The organism is Maribacter ulvicola (assembly GCF_900155985.1).
In the GTDB taxonomy this organism is placed as follows: domain Bacteria; phylum Bacteroidota; class Bacteroidia; order Flavobacteriales; family Flavobacteriaceae; genus Maribacter; species Maribacter ulvicola.
On the sequence record NZ_FTMA01000007.1, the window covers coordinates 71,339 to 97,790 of the forward strand.

Genomic DNA, 26,452 nt, shown 5'->3' on the forward strand with positions numbered 1-26,452 from the left:
TTATTTTTATAAAATCTATTAACTTTACCTCAAATACAATGAATTTTGAAAAGAAGAAGTTTTGTTGCAAAATCTAGTTTAAGCGGTTTAGCTGCTTTACTAGGAGTAGATATCGTTTTTAAAGAATTAATGCCAGCTGATTATACGCTAGTGGCTTTACAAGATGCTGATCCATTTAAATTATTCAATAAGGATAAAGGTATGGTCGTTTTAAACGATAAACCGTGGAATATAGAAGCGCAAGCTCATCTTTTAGATGATAAAGTGACTCCTAACAAGTCTATTTTTGTTCGAAATAACGGACTAATACCTGAAGAAATAGATGTTAAGAATTGGACGCTAACTATAGATGGTGAGTCTGTAAAACAAGAGAAAACCTATACGCTTGCAGAGTTAAAATCAAAGTTTGAACATCATACCTATCAATTAACCCTAGAATGCGGAGGTAATGGTAGAAATGAATTTGATCCACCGGCAAAGGGAAATCAATGGTCAATTGGCGCGGTATATTGTGCTAGCTGGACAGGTATTAGATTACGGGATGTATTAGAAGATGTGGGCATTAAAGAAGATGCTGTTTATTTTGGATACCATGCGGCAGATGTACACCTTAGTAGAGACCCAACAAAGGAACCAATTTCTAGAGGTGCTCCTATGTCAAAAGCAATGCAGGATGAAACTATATTGGCATTTAAAATGAATGGGGAGGATATTCCTTTAGCTCACGGTTATCCTTTACGGGTAATTGCGGGTGGTTGGCCGGCATCAGTTTCAGGGAAATGGTTACAACGTATTAGTATTAGAAACATAGTTCATGATGGAACTAAAATGACAGGTACGGCTTATAGAGTACCTTGCAAGCCTGTGGCGCCTGGTGAAAAGGTGGCAGATGAAGATATGTGTATTATTGAATCTATGCCGGTTAAGTCTTTAATTACTTACCCTAAATCAGGGGCTACCTTAGCTAAAGGAAAGAAATTGAATATTAGAGGTCATGCCTGGGCTGGTGAATTAGAAGTTTCTAAAATGGAATACTCCATAGATTTTGGAGCTACTTGGCACGCTTGTCCTGTAGAAAAACCGGCCAACCGTTTGGCATGGCAGCATTTCTCAGCTTCTATATCATTTCCGCAAGAAGGGTATTATGAAGTATGGGCCAGAGCTACCGATGCCAATGGTGTTAGTCAACCCATGTTATTGCCGGGTTGGAATCCTAAAGGATATTTAAACAATGCTTGCCATAGAATAGCTGTAAAAATCGCATAGATGAAAAAGCAAAACCATGACAAATTAAAACGCGATTTTCAAGAATTATATAGAAAGACCATACTTGCAAGTGCTGTTATAGCAATAGGAGGGATTGCGTTGGTATATTTTATTGTAGATCCTAGTTTATCTGCTTTTAAGACCAACAAGCCAATAACGGAAATTGTTGATGTGCCTGTTGAAGAGGATTACGATAAAATAGAAAATGGTATTCATGTGCGCACCGGTTTTATTGATGCGCCCGGAATGATGGAAACTGTTCAGAATTGTACTAACTGCCATTCATCTAAATTGGTTATGCAAAATAGAATGAATGAAGAGCGTTGGAAGTCTACTATAAAATGGATGCAAGAGACTCAAAATCTATGGGATCTTGGAGAAAATGAAAGCGTAATTATCAATTACTTAGTAACAAATTATCCGCCTAAAAAAGTGGGTAGGAGAGCGGCTTTGGCTAATGTTGAATGGTATCAATTAGAAGAGTAATTTTAATAAAAGAGCTTGTTACCGCTTACCGTAATAAGCTCTTTTATTGATTTAATAGATTAGAGTGGTATGTTAATACTTAAATTGATGTTTCTACCAATGTTAGATATTCCATCAGTTTTAAGTCTTGATAAGTGCGATATGTATTCTTTATCTAAAATGTTATTTGCACTTAACTTTAACTCCATTGGCTGATTTGAGATAGTTATTGTGCCTCCTATACCTAAGTTTAATAGGGAATACCCATCAGATTTAGTTTCAAAATCACTTACATTATTCTGTGCAAAATAGGATTTTATGGTTACAAATCCGTATCCGTTATTAAAACTTTCATTGATTTCATTAACCTCTATTCGTAAGGTGTTTGCCCAATTATTAGCAGGTATTAACGGTAGGTAGCCACTGCTTTTTAATTTTCCGGTCACAGAAGAAAAATTACTTTCCATATGTAACCAATCTAGTGGATGTGGGTGGTAATGTATACCTGCTTCACCACCATAAAGATTGGCATCTTGTTGTTGATATAGGAAAACCGCATCTCCATTTAACGTTGTTCCGTTTGGTTCTAAGTAAATGTAGTCGGAAATAGAATTATAAAATCCGTTAACGTAAAATTCAAAATGCTCATTTGAAAATTCCAAAGACAAATCGGTCTGAATATTTCTTTCATTGTTTAAGTTGGCATTTCCTATTTCAAATCTATTGGTGCCTTCATGTGAACCGTTAGAAGTTAGTTCAGCCAAGTTAGGGGCTCTAAAGCCAGAGGCTATATTTAAACGGGTAATAAAGTTATTTGAAACATCTAATTTATAACCTGCAGCAATATTAAAACTGTTGAAATTTCTATCTACGGTTTCTATAAAACCTTCTTCACCTGCTGTACCTGATGCTTCAGCTACAATACTTCTTATATCGTAACGAACACCTAGTTGAATATCACTTTTACTAAAATGAATATGAGAAGTGGCTAAAAGTCCAATATCATTTGTTGTAGCATCCGGAATTAATATTTCTTCACCATAATTGCTATTTTTTTGATTCATGCCCTGTAGGCCAACTATGGTCTCTACTGCCCCTATTTTAGGCATATTATATTGTAAATTGTAACTTAAAGTTTCAAGCAGCATGTCTAATGCAGCGCCTTCTTCTTCATGTTCCTCTTCATGTTCCTCTTCGTGCTCTTCTTCGTGCTCTTCTTCATGATGATGGTCCTCAAATTCCTTTCTGTCGTTTCGAGTAAATCCAATTATGGCCTGAAGACTAGAATTGTTAAAGTATAAATTAGATTTAGAGCTAATAATATGGCTGGTGATATCTTGAAATGGTTCAACTGCTGAGCGGCTGGTGGTTTGTGCACCAATTTCTTCGGGAATACCTAATTCTGAATTATTGTAATTGTAGCGTAACTCAGTTTTAAAATGAGCTAATTGATACGCTAAACCTGTTTTTATATCTTTTTCGTTAAATCTAGAATTGGTAACTCTTTCATTGTTACCTGTCTTATAATCAACATGAGAACTACCACCAGCTCTAAGTAGAAATTTTATTTTTTCTGAAGAAGTTTTAAATCCGGCGCTACCATTATATCCTTGGGTGTTGGTAAAATAATTAAAGTTTACATCACCTTCTACATCATTAGAATTTGCAAACTTCTCAGGATTTAGATATAATACCCCGCCAAGTGCATCTGAACCATATAATAATGATGCGGGACCTTTTATAACTTCTACACTTTCTATGCCTGCATCACTTATGCCTAAGCCGTGTTCATCACCAAATTGTTGATTTTCTAGACGAATACCTTGGGTGTAGGTCAATACTCTGTTAGCGCTTAGTCCGCGTATGACCGGTTTCCCAATTCCAACTCCTGTAGATACACTTTCTACTCCAGGTATAGTGGTTATGCCTTCGGAGAGATTGATAGATCCTGCATTTTTTAAATCTTTAATGCTGGTTCTTTCTACCTTCATTACATTTTCACGTTGTAATTTGTGAAAAGGGGTAGATACAATTACTTCCTCTATTTCTATAGCGCTGGGCATTAAATTGAGAGATAGCTTAGTGTTATTGTTTTTAATTTCAACAGTTTGTGAATATGTTTGAAACCCTATATATGATATTACGATTTTAAATTCACCTAAAGGTAAATTGTTGATTTCATAATATCCAGCTGAGTTTGTAACCGTACCTTTTTCCAACTGAGGAAAATAAATTGAGACTTGTTCTAAAGGTGTTTGATCATCTTGACTATTAATAGTGCCCTGTAATGTGTTCTGTGCGAATGTAAATTGCACCAACAATGCTAACAGCATTGTTATATAAATATTTTTCATATAAAATTATATTAAGATTTTTAGACTTTACCGTAATTAAAATAATGACTTAATACGAAGGTGGTCCTCTTAATACAAAATGAAGTTGCTGATATTTGGTTAAGAAGTAGTAATTGTTGATATTAACTTTTGTAATTGGTGCGAATGCAACAAACTCAGGATATAAGAAATCTGGGTAAAATAACGAAGCTATCTGATAATGTTCAAAATCGCAATCGAACTCGATAGCATGAATATGTAATTCTTTAGAGACACAATGCAACTCTTTATGTTCATTTACTGCATGCGAAATTTTAACAAAATATGGTCCCAATAAGCCTGCCAATAAAATTACGGCAATCAAGGGATAGATAATTTTGTCTTTCACAAAACTCATTACGGCAAAACTAATTAATGAAGATATGTTAAGTGTTAAATAACTATTAAATTAATTGAATAAAAAACCTAGACCTATACGTTTAAGCATTTTTTTCTCAAAAGCCCAAAAGAATTTGAATTGACCCAATAACCACCCATAAATTATCAAAAGAATTTGGTAAAATGGGAAAATTAATAAAATTCTTAAAATCCAATAGATGGTTATTCCCCACCATGCATCTGGAAAATTAGATTGCTGTAAGCCTATTAAATTTAGAAAAGGTTTAGCAACATAGACCGAGGAGGATCCTGTAATTGCAAAAACAATGAAAATAATGGTTAATTGAAAATTGCCGGTAACGCCCCAACGTTCTTTTAATCTTTGCATGACATAAATTGAATACCGCAAATATACTTTTTATATGCGGGGTACAAAAGGACCTAAACGTTGATTGTACTTTCTTTGAAAATAGATAAAGTAATTATATAGTTTGTAATTAACTTCATATCCGTAATCTATTTGACTAGAGTAATCTATTTGTAGTTCATATAAATTAGGATCATAGCGAGAAGATTGTATAACTCTATTGTTCCATTCTAAGACCATAATATAATTTCTGTTTTCAAGGAAACTTTGAGAATGATACCCTTGGGGCTTTGCAACTGAGCTTAACCAAAAATTAAAGCCTGGTTCAATAATTATTATGTCATATTCTGTTTTGTCACTAGATATATTAATGGTATCCCCTTCTATTTGATTAAAAGCTTGTTGCTCGTCTTTTGAAAAAGACAATGACTTTTTTGTGGGGCTACAACTCATCCATAAAAGTATAATAGCTCCTAAAACGGATATGTTTATAAATAGAGAGTATTCTTTTTTCATAAATATAAGATACAAAAAAACCCGCTTGCAACTGCAAGCGGGTTTTTTAATTTAATCTTAAAATATTATTTGCCGAAAAGTCCCCCTAAAAGACCTCCAATTCCTCCTTTAGTTTTATTGCTTCCCATTACCATACCGGCTACGTCATCTAATATGCTACCATCACCATCGGCATCTAACAAAGAAGTAATTAGACTTTGGTTTTCTTGTGGCTGTCCACCTAGCATGCTGCCTAAAAGCGCATTCATGCCTGAACTATCATTTACATTACTTTGTGCAGTTTGCTTACCTAAAAACCCCATTACAATGGGGGCAGCTATTTTTAATATTTGCGCAACCGATCCGGCATCTAAACCAGATTTCTGACTTAATGCGTTTTCAACTTGTGGTTGTTTGTTGCCAAATACATGGCCTAATATACCAGCGCCATCAGCCATTACGCTGTCATCAACACCGCCACCAAAGAGACCGCTTAAATTGTCTAAGATACCACCATCATGATTGTTAGATGATAATGCGCTCATTAAGCCTTGAGCTCCTTCTGGTGTAGAAACATTTTTCTTCATTGCCCCAAGTATAAGTGGCATAGCCATACTTAGCACATTTGCGGTTTTGTCTTCAGGTTGATTTGTCTGCCCTGCAACACCACTAATTAATTGTTGCCCCATGGGGCTGTTCAATAAATCTAATAATCCAGCCATTGTAATAGTTAATTTAATGTTTATGCTGAAAAATACGAAAAAGAGTCAATAAAATAAGTTATTGAGTATCATTAATTTAATAAGGAAATGATTTGATCTGCCAATTCTAGTCCAATTCTTTCCTGTGCCTCAAGTGTTGCTGCACCAATATGCGGAGAAAGTGATATGCTAGAGTGCATCAATATTTTAATTTCCGGCTTTGGTTCAGATTCATAAACATCTAAACCTGCAAAGGCTACTGTTCCATTTTCTAGCGCTTCTATAAGTGCTACTTCATCTAAAACACCACCTCTTGCAGCATTTACGATTCCTACACCTTTTTTCATTTTTGCAAATTCAGATTTTCCAAGAACATAATTGTCTTGTCCTGGAATATGCATTGAAATATAATCTGCCTGTTTAAGTAAATCTTCTTTCTGTGTATTTTTAAGGTTGAAGTTCACTTTCTGACCATCAAAAAAAGAAATTTCAATATTGGCCTGATCCACTTCTGGGTCACAATACACCACCTTCATACCTGCGCCAATGGCAAGTTTTGCAGTCGCTTGACCAATATTTCCAAAGCCAAAAATACCTAAAGTTTTACCTCTTAGTTCAGTTCCTTTTGAATACGATTTTTTAAGAGCTTTAAAGTTGCTATCTCCCTCTAAAGGCATATTTCTGTTGGCATCATATAAAAAACGAGCGCCACCAAATAAATGGGCAAATACGAGTTCTGCAACAGATTCTGATGAAGCAGCCGGTGTGTTTATAACATGAATACCTTTTTCTTTTGCGTAGGCTACATCTATATTGTCCATGCCAACACCACCACGACCAATTAATTTTAAGCTGGGGCAGGCGTCTATTAGATCTTGCCTAACCTTGGTAGCACTACGCACTAACAAGGCAGCAATATTATGTTCGTTTATATAATGGGCCAGCTGTTCTTGCGCAACGGTTGTTGTTAAAACTTCAAACCCTGATTTCTCTAGCGCAGAAATACCGTTCTGAGAAATACCATCATTTGCTAATATCTTCATATGTTTTACTCGATAATCGAGATATTAATGTTCTTAGGCTAGCTAGTGCTTGCCATTTGGACAAACCTCGAAATTTTACGTATATTTTCTAAAGCAATACTTTATAGGTTTCGCTTAAAGTGTATTACTCAATTTTTAATTTAGAACTGAATGTAAGGAAAGCTTTCAAAATAAATCGTTTAAACCAATTATCCTTTACGCTCCATTTCACTCATTACATCAACCAATACGCCAACGCTTTCTAAAGATAGGGCGTTGTACATGCTAGCTCTGTAACCACCCACAGAACGGTGCCCGTTTAAACCATTTATTCCAGCTTCTTTCAACATAGTATCAAAAGTGGATTTCAAAACCTCGTCTGTAATATTAAATGTAGCGTTCATTAATGAGCGATCTTCAATATTTGCATAGCCTTTAAATACAGGGTTTAAATCTATCTCAGAATATAATAATCTTGCTTTTTTCTCATTAACCTCTTCTATGGCAGCTATACCACCAAGGTTTTTTAGCCATTCTAATGTTAGCATGGATGTATAAACCGCAAAAACTGACGGAGTGTTGAACATGCTATCTTTGGCTATGTGTACCTGATAATCAAGCATAGAAGGAATTTTTCTAGAAACCTGTCCTAAAATGTCCTCTTTTACTATAACTAAGGTTGTGCCTGCTGGACCCATGTTTTTCTGTGCACCTGCATAGATTAAATCGAACTGAGAAAAATCCATAGTTCTAGAAAAAATATCAGAACTCATGTCACATACCAATGGACAATCTGTTTTTGGGAACTTCTTGAACTGGGTACCGTAAATGGTATTGTTTGATGTTATGTGAAGATAATCTAAATCAGATGGAACTGAATACTCTTTAGGAATATATGTAAATTTTTCATCTTTAGAAGAACCTACTTCAACAACATCCCCAAATAATTTTGCTTCTTTAATTGCTTTGTCGCTCCAAGTGCCGGTGTTTAAATAGCCTGCTTTTTTTTCTAATAAGTTATAAGCAACCATTAAAAACTCAAGACTTGCTCCACCTTGTAGAAATAGTGCTTTATATCCTTTATCCTTAAGGTCTAAAAGTTCTAGTGCTAAAGATCTTGCATTTTCCATTACAGCAACAAAATCTTTACTTCTATGTGAAATTTCTACTAGTGAAAGTCCAGAACCGTTGAAGTCCATAACTGCTTCAGAAGCTTTTAACAATACTTCTTTTGGTAATATACAAGGACCTGCGCTAAAATTATGTTTTTTCATCTGTGTGTAAATTAAGGATGCAAATGTCAGGATTTTTTAAAGATTTTTCGATATGGAACGGTATTTAATTCTATGAGGTCCGCAATAAGAAATCAACCGTGTCTATACCATCGGCGTAATCATTTAAGGAAGGTTTTTGGGTATTGCCAAAAGAAATCTCACCATCAATAAAGCCTGAAGATACAATACATTGAATTTTTTCTTCTTGATTTTTTAAGGTTGATTTTAAACGAGATGTATCTTCATAATACTCAAAAAATAACGATGCAATAGGAGAGCCAAAACTTTCTTCTTCTTTTAAAATAAGAAAACCGTTATCCAATATTTTAAACTCGCTCATTAAATAAACTGCCTTGTTGTAGTCGTAATTATTGGCATATTTATTATGGTTTATAATATCACTATAGGGAAACATCGCTTTAAAAAAGGTGTCAATAGTATAGTCTTTTGGGATGTAAATTTTAGAGACACTTCTACAGCCTAAGCCAAAATATCTAAAAATATCTTCGCCAAGAGCGGTTAGTTCTTCAATTGTTTCTGTTCCGTTTAATACAGCTACTGAGTTTCTGTTTTTGCGGATAATGTTTGGTTTTTTGCTAAAATAATACTCAAAGTATCTGGCGGTATTGTTGCTTCCGGTAGCAATTACGGCATCATAATTTTCAAGCTTTTCCTTTGTAAAGGTTACTTTATTCTCAAAAGATGGTTCAATGTCAATTAAATAATCTATTAATAAAGGAATCAGCTTTTGATCGTTGCTAGATAATTTTATTAGAGCCTTATTTCCTGTAATTAGAACGCATAAAAGGTCATGAAAACCAACTAAAGGAATATTGCCGGCCATTATCAACGCAACAACTTTTTCTTTATTAGCGCTTAAATCATAGTTGTTTAGCCAGGTTTCTATGTTTTCTTTGGTAAGTGTATTGCCCCATTCTTGGAATGCGTGTATGCAATTTTCTTCTGTAAACCAACCATTATAGTGCTGTGCTCTTTCGGCTTCGGTTTTAAAACGCTCGATCCATTTGTCATTTAAATGATCAGAAATGGTATTTGTTGTGACTAAATTGCAAAATGTTCTTAGAAAATTTCCAAGTTTAACAAAAGCTTCTGTCGTTGGGTTGCTATGGGTCATTATATTTGTATACTAGTTGACTAGGAATTACCTTTGTGCAAAAATAAGCATGCCCGTACTTTTTTGGGCATTTTAATGTAGAAGAAATTATGGCAATAATAATAACAGATGAATGTATAAATTGTGGGGCTTGTGAACCTGAATGTCCAAACACTGCAATATATGAAGGAGCAGACGAATGGAGGTACGCAGATGGTACTTCTTTAGATGGCAATGTTGTTTTACCAGATGGCAAAGAAGTAGATGCCAATGACGTTCAAGAACCTATTAGTGATGAAGTGTATTACATAGCGCCAGATAAATGTACAGAATGTATGGGCTTTCATGAAGAGCCACAGTGTGCAGCGGTTTGCCCTGTAGATTGTTGTGTGCCAGATGATGACCATGTGGAAACCGAAGAAGTACTTTTGGCGAAGCAACGTTTTATGCATCCGGAGTAAGCCTGCAAAGCATTGTATTGAGAATTTAATTTAAATCTTGATAATCGAATATAAAGTATTTAATTTTCTTAAAGGATGTGGGATTTCAAAAAATTAAAATGTGAGTGTTATTTAACCTACTATTAATTTAATTACTAGAGAAACTAAGAAATCACTTAACATACTTATACTAAAAGAAAAAAAGCTACCTAAATTAATGGGTAGCTTTTTTTTATAAATTAAATCGACCTAAAATTTGTAATTCAAGGAGAGGTTGAACATTGCCCCTAATTGACTAAAGTGATAGCCGTCATAGGTCATTTGAGAATAACGCTGGTTGAAAGTAATCAAATTAGATTGGTTTTGAGTCTGGGCGGCATCTGCTAAAATAGCATCACCTACAGCGTTCTTGGATTTAAAACTCCATTCAGGTAAAACATTCAATAGGTTGTTAATGTTTAATGCTAAAGTCAACTTATTTGTAGCACTGTAGTTGATCCCTAGATCAGTAACAATTTTTGGAGTAAACTCTGTGAATAAATTGCTGTCTAAACCTTGTTGTTGAAAAGTTGTTTTTCCAAAATAGGTATTGTTCAAAGAAATACCAAATTTGTTGATATCATAGTTGGCACCTAAAATCCACTTTGTTTTTGGTCTAGAAGTAAAGAATAAAGCTTCTTGGGTTTCATTTACAACAGATTGGCCTGAATTGGCTACCAATGGTACATCCTTTACAGCCCCATCCCTTTCGTTTTGAATGGTGTAGTTACCAGATAAATTTAAATCAAGGCTACCTGCGCCAATCTCAATTCCTTTATAAGCAAGAACAACATCTATACCAGAAGTTTTAGTGTCTATTGCATTAGAAAAGAAACTTACGTCACTTAAATTGTTGTTCGTTAACAGAATATCAAGAGGATTTGCAGCATCTCCGCTCGGACCAATTTCAGACCCTAATACTATTCTATCTTTTACGGCAATATTATAATAATCTAATGTATAGCTGAATTTGTTATCGATTTTACCGCCAAAACCTATGGTGAAATTTGTAGATGTTTCAGCATCTAATTGAGGTATACCTAATAATTTAGCTTGCGTAGAAACATTGTTAATTAAACCACCAACTTGAATACCTTGGCCCGGTACAAAGCTATACTGGGCTTTCTGAGTATAAATTTGGTGTAGAGTAGGAGCTCTGAAGCCAGAAGAGATAGAGCCTCTTAAAGTGAAGGCATCACTAACTTTATAACGTGAGCTAAACTTATAAACGAATGCGTTGCCAAAATCTGAATAATTCTCAGTTCTAATAGTACCGCTTAATAAGAATGCATCAGATACGTCATAATCCAAACTTAAATATCCGCCAATATTGTATCTGTTGAATTTTCCTGCATTTTGAGGAGAAGCACCTGCAAAAGAATCTGCCCCACCCCCGTCATAAGAAGCTAATTCACCTTCAATAACCTCAAAAGTCTCAGTTCTGAACTCAGCACCAACACCGATACTAATTTTATCAGAAAGAATTCTAGAAATATCAATGTTACCTACGTTATGGGAAAATCTGGTTCCTCCTGGATCAAATGATTGTTGACTGTTTTCTCTGTATAATTGAGATCCTTCGGTAAGTTCACCGTCATCTACAGAGCCATTTCCATTAGAGTCAACCCAAGTAGAAGGTGAGTATACTACATTTCTATTATGAGTTTGGTTTACCTTGTATGTCTGTGTGTTTCCACCTGTTGTAAAGCTGGCATCTATATTCCATTCGTTAATGGTAGATTTAAATCCTATGGTTCCGTTGTAATCACTTAATAAACCCTCAAATGTTGGTACATAACCGTCGTACCCACCAGCTGTGTTTGGATTGTTTCCGGGGAAAAAATCAGCCAAATACGGAAAATCATCTACTGTTCTCCAGTATGGGGTTCTGTAGTTTGCAAAACTGTTCACCGCTTTATAAACGTAAGCAGCATTGGCATATAGGGAGGTGTTATCGCTTAGGTCGTAGCCAAAGTTTAGAGAAAATTTAGCAGCTGCCGTTTCGGGAGACCCGTTAATGTTTCCTGCGTCGGGTCTTCGTGATAAAAAGGATTGCACATCAGCAATATCAGCACCAAAATCTGCTGCTTCACCTGCTGCATTAACAGTGCCCGGTCTATTAGCTTGGTTAACTTTGGAGAAATCTGCTGTATAGTTGACGAATCCTTTGTCATCGGCAATAGAAGAGCCGTTGTTCACCGCTACTCCAAACATTTCACCATCACCTTCAGAGGTTATGCCTGTTCTTACGGTGGCAGAGCCATCATTTGGAGAGTCTTTAAGTATAATATTCATTACACCGGCAATAGCATCAGAACCATATTGGGCAGATGCGCCATCACGAAGAATCTCAACTCTTTTAATCGCATCTGTTGGTATTGCTGAGATATCAGCTCCTGTTTCACCACGCCCCGGAGATGTTTGTGTATATAATAATGCACTGAGGTTTTTGCGTTTACCGTTTATCAATATTAACGTTCTAGAAGGTCCCATGTTTCTTATTTCATATGGGTCCAATAAAGAAGTTGCATCATTTACAGGAGTTTGTACTGTGTTAAAAGAAGGGATTTTGTATTGTAACGCCTTATCAAAGGTTGCTTGGCCTGTTGAGCTTAAATCTTTAGCTCCAATAACATCTACAGGTAATGGCGTGTCTGCATTACTTCTAGGAGCGGTTCGTGAGCCTACTACGATAAACTCATCTAGTTGCATACCTTCAGATAATTGTACGTTAATGGTGTTTTTTCCGGCGGTTGAAACTTCTTGAGTAGCAAAGCCAACATAGCTAAATACTAATTTTGTGTCATCTGTTATATTGATTGTGTAGTTGCCATCAAAATCTGAAGTAGTACCGTTAGTTGTACCTTTTTCAATAATATTAACCCCGGCTAATGGCATTCCAGAATCATCTGTTACTTTACCAGTAATGCTATTTTGAATTTTTTTATTTAGAGTCATCGCTGTGATGCCATTGATGTTTAAGTTGATTTTCATAACCTTAACCCTTTCTGGCTTCTTGTGGTAAACCACATAATATTTGTTACCTAAATATTCAAAATCAAAACTAGTCTGGCGTTCAAGTTTATTGATAATCTTATCTAGTACAGGGAATTTGTATTCCTCAGGGTTTAAACTGGTGCTGGATACCAGTGCGGGGTTGTAGGTAAAAAAGACCTCATGTTTTTCACTGACCTCATTAAGAAACTCGCTTAGGGTTACATTTTTTTTGAGTTCATTGGTGGCAAAAACGCTGGTAATGCTAGAAAAAAGCATTACTGCAAGCAGTAATCTCATTAATTTGTTCGTTCTCATAACTAAAAAATTTAATTAATAAATAGGATTTTCTTGTATGCGTAATATGTTGTCTTTGTGTATAATTCTTGTTCCTGTGGCTTTTTCTATTGCGGCAATGCATATTTGTAAATTGTGATTGGGAATACCTCCGGAAATTAGTATTTCCATTAATTGATTTGATTCATATTGTACTTCTAGTCCATAGGTGATTTCTAGGTTAAACATAACTTCCTTTAGGGGTATTTCATTGAAAGCATATGTGCCACCACGCCATAGTGCATAGGGGGTTTCGGTATCCACTTTTCGGTGGATTAGTTCTTTACTTTTGTTTGAAAAAGAAACCATTTCACCAGGAATCATTTTAGTAACTTTTCCATTGTTTAGCTCTAATTGAATAGATCCTTGGTCAAGCACTACATTGGTTTTTTGTTTTCTCGTATTTACATGAAATTGGGTTCCTAGTACCGCTACTTTGAGATCTTCTGTAGCTACCCAAAATTTTGCGTTCGTATTTGGAATGGGCTTTACTTTAAAGTACGCTTCCCCTTTTAAGTGTATGTATCGGGGATTTTCGTTTTCATACCATATTACTGAGTTTCCATTCAGTACAACTGAGGTGCCATCTGGTAATTTTAAATCAATGATCTCTCCAAAGTTGGTTTTGTGAACCGTTGAAGAATTGGAATTAAAAAATGAATAGCTGGTGTAGCTTATTAGTACAAGTAACACTGCAGCAACAATAGTAAATAAAGAGCTGTTTATAGTACGTGTTTTGTTAAGTTTAGTTTTAGTAGAAGGTTTAAGACCTATTTTAGGTAAAACACGTGCAAGAGCCTGATCTACTTTTTCGTTACTTGGGTAGTGTTGATTAAATTTAATTCCGGTAATTATAGATTTAGCATTCTCTACGGTTTCTATATGCTCAGCATTGTTTTGGATCCAATTATTCCAATAGGTGATATCATTTTTGTTTAAGCCCTTTGCCCAATTTTCAAATGATACATCCGATAGGAAATAATGTAGGTCGAATTTATTTTTGTTGTCCATGTAGTATGGTCTTCCATTTATAAGAGATTTAATTCTTAAAAATATACCCTACTATTTTTAACTTTTTTTTAAAATATTTCTAATCTGTTTATTTTCAGATGATTTGCGAAGTTTTGATAACCCTTTTTGCAAAACATTCAGAACGCTTTGGTAACTTATATCCATAACTTCTGCAATGTCAGCACTTTTCATTCCGCTATAATATTTTAAATATAAAACCTCTTTTTCTCGTGATGATAGTTTGTTTATAAGGGTAGCTAGGGTAGAAGTACATAGAAATTGTATCTCCTGATGTACGGAAATTTCTTCTGCAGAAAACGTAAAATTAGATTTAAATAACTGGGCTTCTATGATAGGGATATTATTCTGATTCTTTTGAAGTTGTTTTATTAATCTTCTTTTAAATGATACAAATAAGTAAGCTTTTAAGTTGTTAATGGAATTTTGTTTATGTCGGTCTTCAAATAGTTGAATGAAGAAATTCTGAAGACAATCTTCCGTTAGTGCCTGATTATTGCTAAGCTTTAATCCATACACCTGTAATGGAGGGTAATATTTTTTAAAAAGTAGGCTAAAACCGGTAGCCTCACCTTTCTTGAAAAAATACCATATAGTTTCATCTGAGTGAAGTTCCATAAATTCTTACATGTTCTGTGTACAAAGTAATAATTATTTCTTAAATTATGTTAAAAATAGCCAATTTTATTATCATTAGTCTAAATTGTTTTAATATTAAATAAATTAATTGTATGGTTTAAGTGTTGATTTTAGATGTAAAAATTGGATGCAATTTGCGTAACTAAAAACTATATTTGCACCCTTGAAATATTCTAAATTATGAAAGCAGGTATTGTAGGGTTGCCAAATGTTGGTAAATCAACACTTTTTAATTGTTTGTCCAATGCGAAAGCTCAAAGTGCAAATTTTCCCTTTTGTACAATTGAGCCTAATATAGGGGTTGTAAATGTGCCAGATTCACGGTTAGAAAAACTTGAAGAGTTGGTAGTTCCAGAAAGGGTTTTGCCTGCTACTGTAGAGATTGTTGATATTGCGGGACTGGTTAAAGGTGCTAGTAAAGGTGAAGGACTGGGGAATCAATTCTTAGGAAATATTCGTGAAACTGATGCTATTTTGCATGTGTTGCGTTGTTTTGATAATGATAATATTGTGCATGTTGATGGTTCTGTGGATCCAATTAGGGATAAGGAAACTATTGATATGGAGCTTCAATTGAAAGATTTGGAGACTGTAGATAAGAAGTTAGAGAAGGTAAGGAGAGCTTCTAGGACTGGTAATAAGGAAGCTCAGAAAGAAGAAGCTGTGCTACTTGCTATAAAAAACGGATTGGAAGCTGGTACTTCGGTTAGAGCTATTGAAATTGAAGAGGAGTCCAGATTGGAGTTTGTAAAACCTTTACAGTTCATTACGGATAAACCGGTGATGTATGTTTGTAATGTAGATGAAGATGCCGCTGTTTCTGGTAACGCTTATGTAGAAAAGGTGAAAGAAGCTGTAGCTGCTGAAAATGCTGAAGTTATCTTCTTGGCGGTTGGTACCGAAGCAGACATTACAGAATTAGAGACCTATGAAGAACGCCAAATGTTTTTAGAGGATCTAGGTTTGGAAGAGCCTGGTTCTGCTAAATTGATCCGTGGAGCTTACAAGTTATTGGATTTGGAAACTTATTTTACCGCAGGTGTAAAAGAGGTGCGTGCGTGGACTATTCCTGTTGGAGCAACTGCTCCACAAGCAGCGGGAGTTATACATACCGATTTTGAAAAAGGCTTTATCCGTGCAGAAGTAATTGCTTATGATGACTACGTTGCTTTTGGCAGTGAAGCAAAAGTAAAGGAAGCCGGTAAAATGAGAGTAGAAGGTAAGGAATACATTGTTAAAGATGGCGATGTAATGCATTTCCGTTTTAATGTTTAATGTTCATATATAGTCAACCGGTCACGTAGCAGTTTTAATTCTTGCTCTAGCCGGTTGACTTTTTTTATCATATGGTTTAAGGTGTCTATGCCTTCCATATTTATACCGAGTTCTTCTCGCAACCTATAAACACGTTCAATTTCTACAATATATTGTGGTTCAACGTATATTTTATTTTCAATTTGCTGTACTTCGATCATTTCAAATTCTAGAAGGTCCTCTATGAATTCCATCGGAGTTTGCGTTTGTTGGCAGTATACTTCTATTTGTATGTAGTTTTCTGAATTCATATTATCGTAATTCTGAAAGTTGTTTAAATAATTCTTTTTCTTTTTCTGATAACTTTGTGGGCATGGTCACTTTATAGGTGATATATAAATCTCCGTGCGCACCTTTTTTCTTATAAACCGGCATACCTTTTCCTTTTAACTTCACCTTGGTGTCATTTTGGGTTTCAGGCTTCACTTTTAATTTTACTTTTCCTGTCAAAGTTTCTACTTCTATAGCGCTTCCTAGCATTGCATCATATAAAGAGATAGATTCATTTTTGTATAAATCGTTCTTCACTCTTTTAAAGTTGGTGTTGTTGTTTATTTCAAAGGTTAGGTATAAATCTCCCTTCGGTCCGCCATTGACACCTTCACCACCATAACCAGAAATTTTAATGGTTTGCCCATCTTCTACACCTGCAGGTATGGTTATTCTTATTTTTTTAGAACCTAGGTCCAAAGTTTGTTTTTGATCCTCAAGAATATCTAGTAAGTTTAATTTTAAAGTAGCATTTAAGTCTTGTCCCTTAAATTGTGTAGCTCTTTGTCTTCCTCCTCCGCTAAAACCACCGCCGGTGCCGCCAAACATAGATTCAAAGAAATCTGAAAAATCTTCTTGTGATCCTGTAGAACTAGAATATGTTCTTCTGTTTCCGCCAGAAGAACTGCGTTGTTTTCTTTTGGCTTCCTCAAAAGCATCGGCATGTTCCCAATCTTTGCCGTATTGGTCGTATTTTTTTCTTTTTTCTGGATCACTTAAAACCTCATTTGCTTCGTTTACACGTTGAAATTTCTCTTGTGCAGTTTTATCATTCGGATTTAAATCTGGATGAAGTTTACGTGCCAACTTACGATATGCTTTTTTAATATCGGCTTGTGATGCTTTCTTGTCAATTTCAAGAATTTTGTAATAATCAATAAATTCCATAGCTGTTTAAAATCTAGTTTAAAGATATAAAAAGCTTAAAATTATTTTTATGATACATGTCATCATTTAAATAGTCTTTTTTATTATTTACCTGTAGTTTGATTTTGTTATATTTAGCATTAACCCATTCGGATATCAACAAATAGGTTTGTTTTATTGTTAATTACTTTAACAGGTAGGTGTTTTATTTTTTGCCGAGTGGTGCTATCTTTAACCCAACTTTCTTAAATTTTTTTAGATGTCTCAAGACCCAACTCAATATACTGAAGATAATATACGCTCGCTAGATTGGAAAGAACATATCCGATTACGACCAGGTATGTATATCGGTAAATTGGGAGATGGTTCGTCTGCAGATGATGGTATTTATATTCTACTGAAAGAGGTTATAGATAACTGTATTGATGAGTTTGTAATGGGTGCCGGTAAAACCATTGAGATTTCTATTAAGGATAAAGTGGTCAAGGTTAGGGATTATGGTCGTGGTATACCTTTAGGTAAAGTTGTGGACGTGGTTTCTAAAATGAATACCGGTGGTAAGTATGATAGCCGCGCCTTTAAAAAGTCAGTAGGTTTAAACGGGGTAGGTACCAAGGCGGTAAATGCTTTATCCAGTTTTTTTGAAGTTCAATCTTCTAGGGATAGTCAATTAAAAACGGCCCAATTTAGTTCTGGTAATCTAGAGAGTGAGGTTGGTCCTGAAGATACAGGTAAGCGGAAAGGAACAAAAGTTACTTTTATACCGGATGAAGCCATATTTAAAAATTATAAATATAGAAACGAGTATGTGGAGCGCATGCTTAAGAACTATGTATACTTAAATCCGGGTCTGACTATTGTTTTTAATGGTGAAAAGTTTCATTCTGAAAACGGATTAAAAGATCTTTTAGAGGATAACAATAATGTAGATGATATGCTATATCCTGTCATTCATTTAAAAGGTGATGATATTGAAGTAGCTATTACCCATAGTAGAACGCAGTATAGTGAGGAGTACCACTCTTTCGTTAACGGTCAACATACAACTCACGGTGGTACGCACCAAGCTGCTTTTAGAGAGGCTATTGTAAAAACTATTCGTGATTTTTACGGGAAAACATATGATGCATCTGACATTAGAAAATCTATCATCTCCGCAATCTCCATAAAAGTAATGGAGCCAGTTTTTGAGAGTCAGACAAAAACAAAATTAGGGTCTACGGATATGGGAGGTAATTTTCCAACGGTACGAACCTATATCAATGAATTTATTGGCAAATATCTAGATAATTATCTTCATAAGAATGCGGACACTGCCGATAAGCTTCAGCGTAAAATTATGATGGCCGAGAAAGAACGTAAGGAACTTTCAGGTATTCGTAAACTTGCACGTGATAGAGCTAAAAAAGCAAGTTTACATAATAAAAAATTACGGGATTGTAGAGTGCACCTTAGTGATATGAAGCATGACCGTAGGCTAGAAAGTGCTCTGTTTATTACAGAGGGTGATTCCGCTTCTGGTTCTATTACAAAATCAAGGGATGTAAATACACAAGCGGTATTCAGTCTTAAAGGAAAGCCGCTGAATTCTTATGGTATGTCCAAAAAGATTGTGTACGAGAATGAGGAATTTAATTTGTTGCAAGCAGCTTTAAATATAGAAGAGTCTATTGAAGATTTACGCTATAACAATATTATAATAGCTACTGATGCCGATGTTGATGGTATGCATATTCGTTTACTATTGATTACATTCTTTTTGCAATTTTTTCCAGAATTGATTAAAGAGAATCATTTATATATTTTACAGACGCCTTTGTTCAGGGTTAGAAATAAGAAAGAAACGGTTTATTGTTACAGCGATGAAGAGCGTCAAAAAGCAATAAATAAGTTATCTGGAAAACCTGAGATTACCAGATTTAAAGGTTTAGGAGAAATATCCCCAGATGAGTTTAGGCATTTCATAGGAGATGATATTAGATTAGAGCCTATTATGCTTGACAAGGCGATGTCCATTGAAGAACTGTTAAGTTTTTATATGGGTAAAAACACACCGGATAGACAGAAATTTATTATCAACAACCTTAAAGTTGAAGTAGATTTAATTGAAGATAAAGTAGTATAAACTAGATTAATACGATTGCTTCTGAATGGAGGAAAATGACGATTTGAACGAGGAAATTAACGACAACCTTTCCGAAGAAAATAACGAAAATACAGAGCCCTCTGAAGCATTGACGAGGGTTACTGGTATGTATAAAGACTGGTTCTTGGATTATGCTTCTTACGTAATTCTGGAGCGAGCGGTACCTGCAATTGAAGATGGGTTTAAACCGGTGCAACGCCGTATCATGCACTCTTTAAAAGAACTTGATGATGGTCGTTATAACAAGGTGGCCAATGTTGTTGGTCATACCATGCAATACCATCCTCATGGAGATGCTAGTATTGCAGATGCCATGGTGCAAATTGGACAAAAAGACCTTTTGATCGATACTCAGGGTAACTGGGGAAATATTCTTACTGGAGATAGAGCTGCTGCATCTAGATATATTGAAGCCAGACTTTCTAAATTTGCCCTTGAAGTAATTTTTAGCCCTAAAATAACAGAATGGCAGGCTTCTTATGACGGTAGAAAAAAAGAGCCGGTTAACCTACCTGTTAAGTTTCCTTTACTCTTGGCTCAAGGGGCGGAAGGTATTGCTGTTGGTTTGTCAACAAAGGTGCTTGCCCATAACTTTGTAGAGCTTATTGATGCTTCTATAAAACATTTAAAGGGACAACGATTTAAGATTTATCCTGATTTTCCTACGGCAGGTATCATAGATGTTACAAATTACAATGACGGACTTAGAGGTGGTAAAATAAGGGTTCGTGCAAAGATATCACAGGTTGATAAAAATACACTGGTAATCAATGAAATACCTTATGGAACTAACACTGGTAGTTTAATTGATTCTATCTTAAAGGCTAATGAGAAAGGGAAGATAAAAATCAAGAAAATTGAAGATAATACCGCTGCAGATGTTGAAATTTTAATTCATTTGCCTTCAGGTATTTCTCCAGATAAAACGATTGATGCATTATACGCGTTTACCTCCTGTGAGTCTTCAATTTCTCCGTTGGGTTGTATAATTGAAGATAATAAACCACTATTTATTGGGGTTACGGAAATGCTTAAAAGATCCACTGACTCTACAGTAGATCTGTTGCGGCAAGAGTTAGAGATTCAATTGCGAGAATTAGAAGAACAATGGCACTTTGCTTCTTTAGAAAGAATTTTCATTGAGAATCGTATTTATCGTGATATAGAAGAAGAAGAAACTTGGGAAGGTGTCATTAATGCAATTGCCAAAGGTCTAGAGCCGCATACCAAACATTTAAAGCGTGCAGTTACTGAGGAGGATATTACAAGACTTACTGAAATACGTATCAAAAGAATATCAAAATTCGATTTAGATAAGGCGCAGCAGCACTTAGAGAGTTTGCAAGAGCGTATTGCAGAGGTTAGGCATCATTTGGCCAATCTAATTGAATTTGCAATTAACTACTTTAAAAATCTTAAGGAAACCTACGGTAAGGATAGAGGACGTTTGACTGAAATTCGTGTTTTCGATGATATTGAAGCTACCAAGGTCGCTATCAGAAATACCAAATTATATGTGAATAGGGAAGAAGGCTTTGTGGGTACCTCCTTAAAGAAAGATGAGTATGTAGCAGACTGTAGTGATATAGATGATATTATCATGATTACCAATGAAGGTAAGATGATGGTGTCAAAAGTAGATTCAAAAATATTTGTGGGTAAGGGTATTATTCATGTTGCGGTATTTAAGAAGAAAGATAAGCGTACTACTTATAATTTGGTATATAAAGACGGAAAAGGCGGTCCTGCTTATATAAAGCGCTTTAATGTAACCAGTGTTACTAGAGATAGAGAATATAACCTAACTACCGGTAAAGCTGGTTCTCAGGTGTTGTATTTCTCTGCTAACCCAAATGGGGAGGCTGAAGTGATTACGGTTTTGCTTCGTCAAGTGGGTAGTATTAAGAAGTTGAAATGGGATATTGATTTCTCTGATGTGCTTATTAAAGGAAGGGCGTCAAAAGGAAATATTGTAACTAAATATTCTGTTAAAAGAATAGAACTAAAGGAAAAGGGGGTCTCTACCCTTAAACCAAGAAAAATTTGGTTTGACGATGTTGTTCGTAGGCTGAATGTTGACGGAAGAGGAGAACTGCTAGGTGAGTTCAAAGGGGATGATTTAATTTTGGTCATTAATCAGAAAGGTGTAGCAAAAACCTTCTTGCCCGTACTGACTTCCCATTTTGATGATGATATGATAGTGTTAGAGAAATGGATACCTGAGAAACCTATTTCCGCTATCTATTGGGAGGGAGAAAAACAGCGTTATTATATTAAGCGATTTTTAATTGAAAGTGAAAACAAAGAAGAATTGTTTATTTCTGAGCATCCAAAATCGTTCTTAGAGCTTGTTTCTACAGATTGGAAGCCAATGGTTGAAATTGAATTTCCTAAGCCAAGGGGTAAAGACCCTAAGGAAAACGAATCTGTTGATGTAGAGAATTTTATAGCAATTAAAGGAATTAAAGCTTTAGGTAATCAATTTATCACTGAGAAGGTTAAAAATATTAATCTTCTTGATCCTTTGCCATACGAGTCTAAGGCTCCGGAAGAAGTAGAAAATATTGAAGTTGTAGATGAGGAAGCTGTAGGGGCAGCTGATGATGAAGGGAAATCTAAAGGGGAGGACAGTGCTTCTGCAGATGAACCAACATTATTTGATTAATTGATACTATGAAAAAGTTTTTAGAAGAATTTAAGAATTTTGCCATTAAGGGCAATATGATTGACTTAGCTGTTGGTATCATTGTAGGTACTGCATTCAATAAAGTTATAAGTACGATTGTTTCTGCTGTTATTATGCCGCCACTTTCGTTATTGACTGATGATGTTAAACTATCAAATAAAAAATGGATTCTTAGGGAAGCTGCTGATTCAGTGGAAGAAGTTGCCGTAGGTTATGGTGAGCTTATTGAGTCGCTAATAGATTTCGGAATAATTGCTTTTACCATTTTCGTAATGGTAAAATTTATTAATAGATTTAAAGAGAAATCGGAAGACCCCTCAAATAAAGAGGTGGAAACTCCAAAAAACATTGCTCTGCTGTCAAATATGGAAAAACTACTACAAGAACAAAATGCTATACTTAAAAATAAAAAGTGATTAAACTGTTTAATTATTGAGTTGTCTTATCATAAGATAGAATGTTAAGATTAGACAAATTTTAAGAGCAATAGCTTTTATAACTACCTTTACAAAAATTTAAAATTAATGGATTTTACGAACCCCCTGGTGTATGGCGCACCAGCTTTTATTGCCTTTATTTTATTAGAATTGACCTACAGCAAAACCCATGGAGATGATGACCTTTATGATTGGAAAGATTTTGCAGCAAGTAGTGTAATGGGAATTGGATCAGCAATTATTGGTCCTTTGCTAAAAGTGATCTTATTGGTAGTGCTCTTTGAGTATGCTTACGAGTTGTTCAACCCAATGGTTGACGGTGTAAGAACTAATATTATGGGGTATAAGTCTTTTGGTTACGCTTGGTATGTATGGTTGCTTTGTCAGTTGGCAGATGATTTCACCTATTATTGGTTCCATAGAGCAAATCATGAGATTCGTATACTGTGGGCTGCTCATATTGTGCATCATTCATCAGATAATTTTAATCTTGGTACCGCCATTCGTAATGGTTGGTTTACATTATTGTATAAGCCATTTTTCTATGTTTGGATGCCAATTATTGGTTTTCCGGTAGAAATGGTAGTAGTTTGTCTGGCTATTGAGTCTTTCTGGCAATTTCAATTACACTCACAGTATGTTCCTAAAATGGGGTTTATTGAAAAAATATTCAACACACATACTATGCATCAGGTGCACCACGCTCAAAACGTAGAGTATTTAGATAAAAACCATGGTGGGTTTTTGAATTTCTTCGATAAAATTTTTGGTACATGGAAAGAGTTTGATGAAGATATAGATGTTAAATTTGGTGTTATTCACGCTCCTAACTCTAATAACCCAATTGTTATTCTTACTCATGAGTTTAAGGATATTTGGGCAGATACCAAAAAATCAAAAAAACTGAGTCATAAGTTGATGTATATTTTTGGACCTCCGGGATGGAGTCACGATGGCAGTACAATGACGGTTAAGCAGCAGCAGCGATTATTTAAAGAACAGAAGAAGGCAAATCCAAGTGTAGCTTTTGATAGGCCTAATTAAATTACTTAGAACGGCTGAAATAATAAATTAAATCAGTTTGGCATGTTAATGTCCTTGTCAAAGAAGCCTTAATTAAACATTCGTTTAATTAAGGCTTCTTTAATTTTGTATATGTTGTTATAATCCTTTGTTGCGTGCCTAAGTCAGAAAGCACTGTAATGAAAGGGAATGTTATATGGTAAGCGTTTTAGTATCCTATTTTTCAAATATTGTATAATGCGGTAATTGAATCAACTCAATTTTAACTTGTAAGTCATCTTGCTTTTTAAGATGACAGGCTTAGTGTTTGAATTAAAGAGAGTCTGTTTGTAAATTCATCTTGTCGGTTTATTCCAAAATAGAGTATTAAACACTCCTAAGCTTGTGTCAAAATATTAATAAATTCCTTATGGCTTTGCTCTCGTGTATATTTACCAGAAGTAATTTCAGTGAGAAATACACGTAATTGTGTTTAAAGTAATTTTCAAAAATAGTTTGTATGGCTCGTGTAATTCAGCTGACCGGTAGCATAAATAATTGGAATATTTTTAGTCAATTTTAATGGCGGTTCCCGTTTTTACGATTAACTGTTTATTAGGATCCTTTACAGCGGTTTTATATTGAAAAGTATAAGAGGAATCTGTAGTACTAATAATTTTGTAGTGTATGGCCGCTTTACTGTTGATGTCTTGTAGCACAAATTCACAATCATTAAACCAGCGCACCGTAGCACTATCTATTTTGTTATCGTAATAGTCTACACTATAATCTTTGGTTCTTGTAAACTTTCCTTCTTTTGTCATTCCTTCAACTTCATAGTTAAACTTAAAAGTGCCGGTTTTATATTTTTCACAATCACGTTCAGGTTCATAGCATGATCCTAAAATTAAACATAAAGCAACGGTCAAGAGTGTATATTTTATCATGCTGCAAAATTATGAAAATAGAGGTGATTTGGTTAGAGAAAACAAAGAATAGTTCGCGATAATAATAGCTTTTAAAGTTCTGTATATGTTTTAAATGTTCCATCAGTATAAAACATGATTATTCGCTCTAAACGTTTTTCATTTTCGTTATTTGTTCTTTGAGTTGGAACGTTTTTAGAAGTAGGGGTAGGGGTCTTTTTTTTAGTTTTAGGGAAGGTGCCTGATCCATATAATAACCACTGTAAATCAACCTCGGGAAATGCATCGTTTACTTTCATGATAAACTCCAAACTAGGTTTGTTTCTTCCGTTTAATAAATGTGAAATACTAGACCGTTGCACGTCAACTAGATCCGCAAAGGCTGCAGATGATAGGTCGTTGTGTTCTAAGATTGTCTTTAATCTTAAGAGAAAAGAAGCAGTGTTCAGCATGTTTACAAAGTTAATGTATTCTTTATCCCTGTATAATATAAGCGTCATAATATTACCTTAAATACGGTTAAAAAAATGAAAGTTTTAATTTAGATTAAACTACCTAAGTGTCTGAATTTAAATAATTTGGATTATAATAGTATTAAAAAGTTAAAATTGTAAAAAATCTAAAGTTTTTTAATGGAGTTGTTACATATTTAAATGTTTACAATTGTAAACATAGGCTGTAGTATTTTTGCTGTTTGTTAAATTGATGTGAGGATGGATGATTTTAATTATGATAAAATAAAGGTGCCTACTATTTCTGGGAGGTACATTAACTATGACCATATTGCCGAATTTTTAAGGGCACTACCAGCTACTTTTGATATAGAAGTTGTAGGTAAATCTGTTAGAAAAGAATCTATATTGAGTATTACGTTTGGTAGTGGTCCTAATAAGATTTTAATGTGGTCTCAGATGCATGGTAACGAGTCAACAACCACTAAGGCGGTTATTGATTTGTTAAGCTATCTAAAAGAAGGTAATGCCGGAGTTTCTGAAATTAAAGATTCTTGTACCATAAAGATTATACCAATATTAAACCCAGATGGAGCTCGTGATTATACCAGGGTCAACGCTAACGAAATTGACCTTAATAGAGATGCTCAAGATTTGTCTCAGCCAGAGAGTTTGGTTTTAAAAAAGGTCTATGAAAATTTCAAACCTAATTATTGTTTTAATCTACATGATCAGCGTACCATTTTTAATGTAGGGGAAACAAACAAACCTGCGACGGTTTCATTTTTGGCGCCGGCATTTGATGAAGAGCGAAACAACTCGTCTTCACGTTTATTAACTATGCAAGTTATAGCAGCTATGAATACTATGTTGCAGAAAGAGATTCCTGGTCAGGTTGGTAGGTATGATGATGGTTTTAATGCAAATTGTGTTGGCGATGCTTTTCAAATGAAAAAAACACCTACCATTTTGTTTGAATCTGGACATTTTCCGGGTGATTACGATAGAGACAAAACCAGAGAGCTTATTTGTAAATCAATCTTAAAAGGAATTGAGGTAATAGCCAAAGATCTTGTTTCTAATTTTCCAATTGAACACTATTTGTCCATACCGGAGAACGGAAAACAGTTTGTTGACATTCTTGTTATTAACCCTAATAACATTAAAAGTAATATGACGAATACTCAAAGCGTGCCTATACAATATAAAGAGGTGTTGCAAAAAAATAAAATAGTCTTTGAGCCTCATTTGCATTATTTTGATAAGGAGCCAAAGGTCATATTTGCGCATAAGACATTGAATTGCAATGATGAAAATGATGTTACATGGTTAAAAGATAATAATTTAATGCATCTACTTTCTTGATATTTATTGTTTTATTTCTTTGAAAATGTATTATTGTTTACGTTTTCATTAAATAAAAACAAGTTTCAATAAATTTAATGTGATTATTTTTTATT

At 34.7% G+C, this 26,452-nt stretch carries 24 protein-coding genes; 9 read left to right on the forward strand and 15 right to left on the reverse strand.

Annotated elements, in window-relative coordinates; all coding sequences use genetic code 11:
• The first annotated feature begins 45 nt into the window (after positions 1-45).
• Positions 46-1,266, forward strand: coding sequence for a sulfite oxidase (locus BW936_RS15590; RefSeq protein ID WP_076549898.1), 1,221 nt, complete (start codon positions 46-48; stop codon positions 1,264-1,266).
• Positions 1,267-1,752 (forward strand): monoheme cytochrome C, encoded by a 486-nt coding sequence (locus tag BW936_RS15595; RefSeq protein ID WP_076549900.1) that lies wholly within the window; start codon positions 1,267-1,269, stop codon positions 1,750-1,752.
• Between the two features lie 59 nt (positions 1,753-1,811).
• Here BW936_RS15595 and BW936_RS15600 read toward each other — a convergent pair whose 3' ends face one another.
• The 8 genes from BW936_RS15600 to BW936_RS15635 all read right to left on the reverse strand — a co-directional run bounded on the left by BW936_RS15600 (position 1,812) and on the right by BW936_RS15635 (position 9,436).
• Positions 1,812-4,085 carry a TonB-dependent receptor gene (locus BW936_RS15600; RefSeq protein ID WP_076549903.1) on the reverse strand — a complete coding sequence of 758 codons (2,274 nt, stop codon included), beginning with the start codon at positions 4,083-4,085 and terminating at the stop codon, positions 1,812-1,814.
• Positions 4,086-4,134: 49 nt separating this feature from the next.
• The gene (locus tag BW936_RS15605; protein WP_076549906.1) at positions 4,135-4,461 is read right to left on the reverse strand and encodes a hypothetical protein; all 327 of its coding nucleotides are present in this window, start codon (positions 4,459-4,461) and stop codon (positions 4,135-4,137) included.
• Between the two features lie 51 nt (positions 4,462-4,512).
• Positions 4,513-4,830 carry a DUF6787 family protein gene (locus BW936_RS15610; RefSeq protein ID WP_076549909.1) on the reverse strand — a complete coding sequence of 106 codons (318 nt, stop codon included), beginning with the start codon at positions 4,828-4,830 and terminating at the stop codon, positions 4,513-4,515.
• Positions 4,831-4,860: 30 nt separating this feature from the next.
• A complete protein-coding gene (locus tag BW936_RS15615) occupies positions 4,861-5,325 on the reverse strand; it encodes a DUF6146 family protein (protein WP_076549912.1) in 465 nt (154 codons plus the stop codon).
• Positions 5,326-5,390: 65 nt separating this feature from the next.
• Positions 5,391-6,026, reverse strand: a complete 636-nt coding sequence (locus BW936_RS15620) for a DUF937 domain-containing protein (protein WP_076549915.1) — start codon at positions 6,024-6,026, stop codon at positions 5,391-5,393.
• Between the two features lie 71 nt (positions 6,027-6,097).
• Entirely contained in the window at positions 6,098-7,048 is a 951-nt protein-coding gene (locus tag BW936_RS15625; RefSeq protein WP_076549917.1) for a D-2-hydroxyacid dehydrogenase, read from the reverse strand.
• 188 nt (positions 7,049-7,236) lie between these two features.
• Entirely contained in the window at positions 7,237-8,301 is a 1,065-nt protein-coding gene (serC, locus tag BW936_RS15630; protein WP_076549920.1) for a 3-phosphoserine/phosphohydroxythreonine transaminase, read from the reverse strand.
• Between the two features lie 70 nt (positions 8,302-8,371).
• Positions 8,372-9,436 (reverse strand): acyl-CoA reductase, encoded by a 1,065-nt coding sequence (locus BW936_RS15635; protein WP_076549922.1) that lies wholly within the window; start codon positions 9,434-9,436, stop codon positions 8,372-8,374.
• An 89-nt stretch (positions 9,437-9,525) separates the two neighbouring features.
• Here BW936_RS15635 and BW936_RS15640 point away from each other — a divergent pair, with 89 nt between their 5' ends.
• On the forward strand, positions 9,526-9,876 hold the full coding sequence (locus BW936_RS15640) for a 4Fe-4S dicluster domain-containing protein (protein ID WP_076549924.1): 351 nt from the start codon (positions 9,526-9,528) through the stop codon (positions 9,874-9,876).
• Positions 9,877-10,104: 228 nt separating this feature from the next.
• On the opposite strand, the gene BW936_RS15645 is transcribed toward BW936_RS15640, so the two are convergent.
• The 3 genes from BW936_RS15645 to BW936_RS15655 form a co-directional block, all read right to left on the reverse strand.
• A complete protein-coding gene (locus BW936_RS15645; protein ID WP_244156251.1) occupies positions 10,105-12,852 on the reverse strand; it encodes a TonB-dependent receptor in 2,748 nt (915 codons plus the stop codon).
• A 369-nt stretch (positions 12,853-13,221) separates the two neighbouring features.
• Entirely contained in the window at positions 13,222-14,235 is a 1,014-nt protein-coding gene (locus tag BW936_RS15650; protein ID WP_076549927.1) for a FecR family protein, read from the reverse strand.
• A gap of 57 nt (positions 14,236-14,292) precedes the next feature.
• Positions 14,293-14,871 (reverse strand): RNA polymerase sigma factor, encoded by a 579-nt coding sequence (locus BW936_RS15655; protein ID WP_076549930.1) that lies wholly within the window; start codon positions 14,869-14,871, stop codon positions 14,293-14,295.
• A gap of 201 nt (positions 14,872-15,072) precedes the next feature.
• On the opposite strand from BW936_RS15655, the gene ychF reads away from it, so the two are divergent.
• Positions 15,073-16,167, forward strand: coding sequence for a redox-regulated ATPase YchF (gene ychF, locus BW936_RS15660; protein ID WP_076549933.1), 1,095 nt, complete (start codon positions 15,073-15,075; stop codon positions 16,165-16,167).
• On the opposite strand, the gene BW936_RS15665 is transcribed toward ychF, so the two are convergent.
• Positions 16,164-16,457 carry a chaperone modulator CbpM gene (locus BW936_RS15665; RefSeq protein ID WP_076549936.1) on the reverse strand — a complete coding sequence of 98 codons (294 nt, stop codon included), beginning with the start codon at positions 16,455-16,457 and terminating at the stop codon, positions 16,164-16,166. The two genes, ychF and BW936_RS15665, sit on opposite strands and share 4 nt — an antisense overlap.
• A 1-nt stretch (position 16,458) precedes the next feature.
• The gene (locus tag BW936_RS15670; protein ID WP_076549939.1) at positions 16,459-17,364 is read right to left on the reverse strand and encodes a DnaJ C-terminal domain-containing protein; all 906 of its coding nucleotides are present in this window, start codon (positions 17,362-17,364) and stop codon (positions 16,459-16,461) included.
• A gap of 238 nt (positions 17,365-17,602) precedes the next feature.
• Here BW936_RS15670 and BW936_RS15675 point away from each other — a divergent pair, with 238 nt between their 5' ends.
• From BW936_RS15675 to BW936_RS15690, 4 genes are all read left to right on the forward strand, one after another.
• The gene (locus BW936_RS15675; protein ID WP_076549942.1) at positions 17,603-19,468 is read left to right on the forward strand and encodes a DNA topoisomerase IV subunit B; all 1,866 of its coding nucleotides are present in this window, start codon (positions 17,603-17,605) and stop codon (positions 19,466-19,468) included.
• A 25-nt stretch (positions 19,469-19,493) separates the two neighbouring features.
• The gene (locus BW936_RS15680; RefSeq protein ID WP_076549944.1) at positions 19,494-22,154 is read left to right on the forward strand and encodes a DNA gyrase/topoisomerase IV subunit A; all 2,661 of its coding nucleotides are present in this window, start codon (positions 19,494-19,496) and stop codon (positions 22,152-22,154) included.
• A gap of 8 nt (positions 22,155-22,162) precedes the next feature.
• On the forward strand, positions 22,163-22,591 hold the full coding sequence (mscL, locus tag BW936_RS15685) for a large-conductance mechanosensitive channel protein MscL (RefSeq protein WP_076549947.1): 429 nt from the start codon (positions 22,163-22,165) through the stop codon (positions 22,589-22,591).
• 108 nt (positions 22,592-22,699) lie between these two features.
• Entirely contained in the window at positions 22,700-23,656 is a 957-nt protein-coding gene (locus BW936_RS15690; protein ID WP_076549950.1) for a sterol desaturase family protein, read from the forward strand.
• Positions 23,657-24,183: 527 nt separating this feature from the next.
• Here the strand turns inward: BW936_RS15690 and BW936_RS15695 are convergent.
• Together BW936_RS15695 and BW936_RS15700 are read right to left on the reverse strand one after the other, a co-directional pair.
• Positions 24,184-24,561: a hypothetical protein gene (locus tag BW936_RS15695; protein ID WP_084182110.1), complete on the reverse strand. Its 378-nt coding sequence runs from the start codon at positions 24,559-24,561 to the stop codon at positions 24,184-24,186.
• Between the two features lie 71 nt (positions 24,562-24,632).
• Positions 24,633-25,040 carry a helix-turn-helix domain-containing protein gene (locus BW936_RS15700; protein ID WP_244156244.1) on the reverse strand — a complete coding sequence of 136 codons (408 nt, stop codon included), beginning with the start codon at positions 25,038-25,040 and terminating at the stop codon, positions 24,633-24,635.
• A gap of 213 nt (positions 25,041-25,253) precedes the next feature.
• Here BW936_RS15700 and BW936_RS15705 point away from each other — a divergent pair, with 213 nt between their 5' ends.
• A complete protein-coding gene (locus BW936_RS15705; RefSeq protein WP_076549953.1) occupies positions 25,254-26,357 on the forward strand; it encodes a M14 family metallopeptidase in 1,104 nt (367 codons plus the stop codon).
• Positions 26,358-26,452 lie beyond the last annotated feature (95 nt).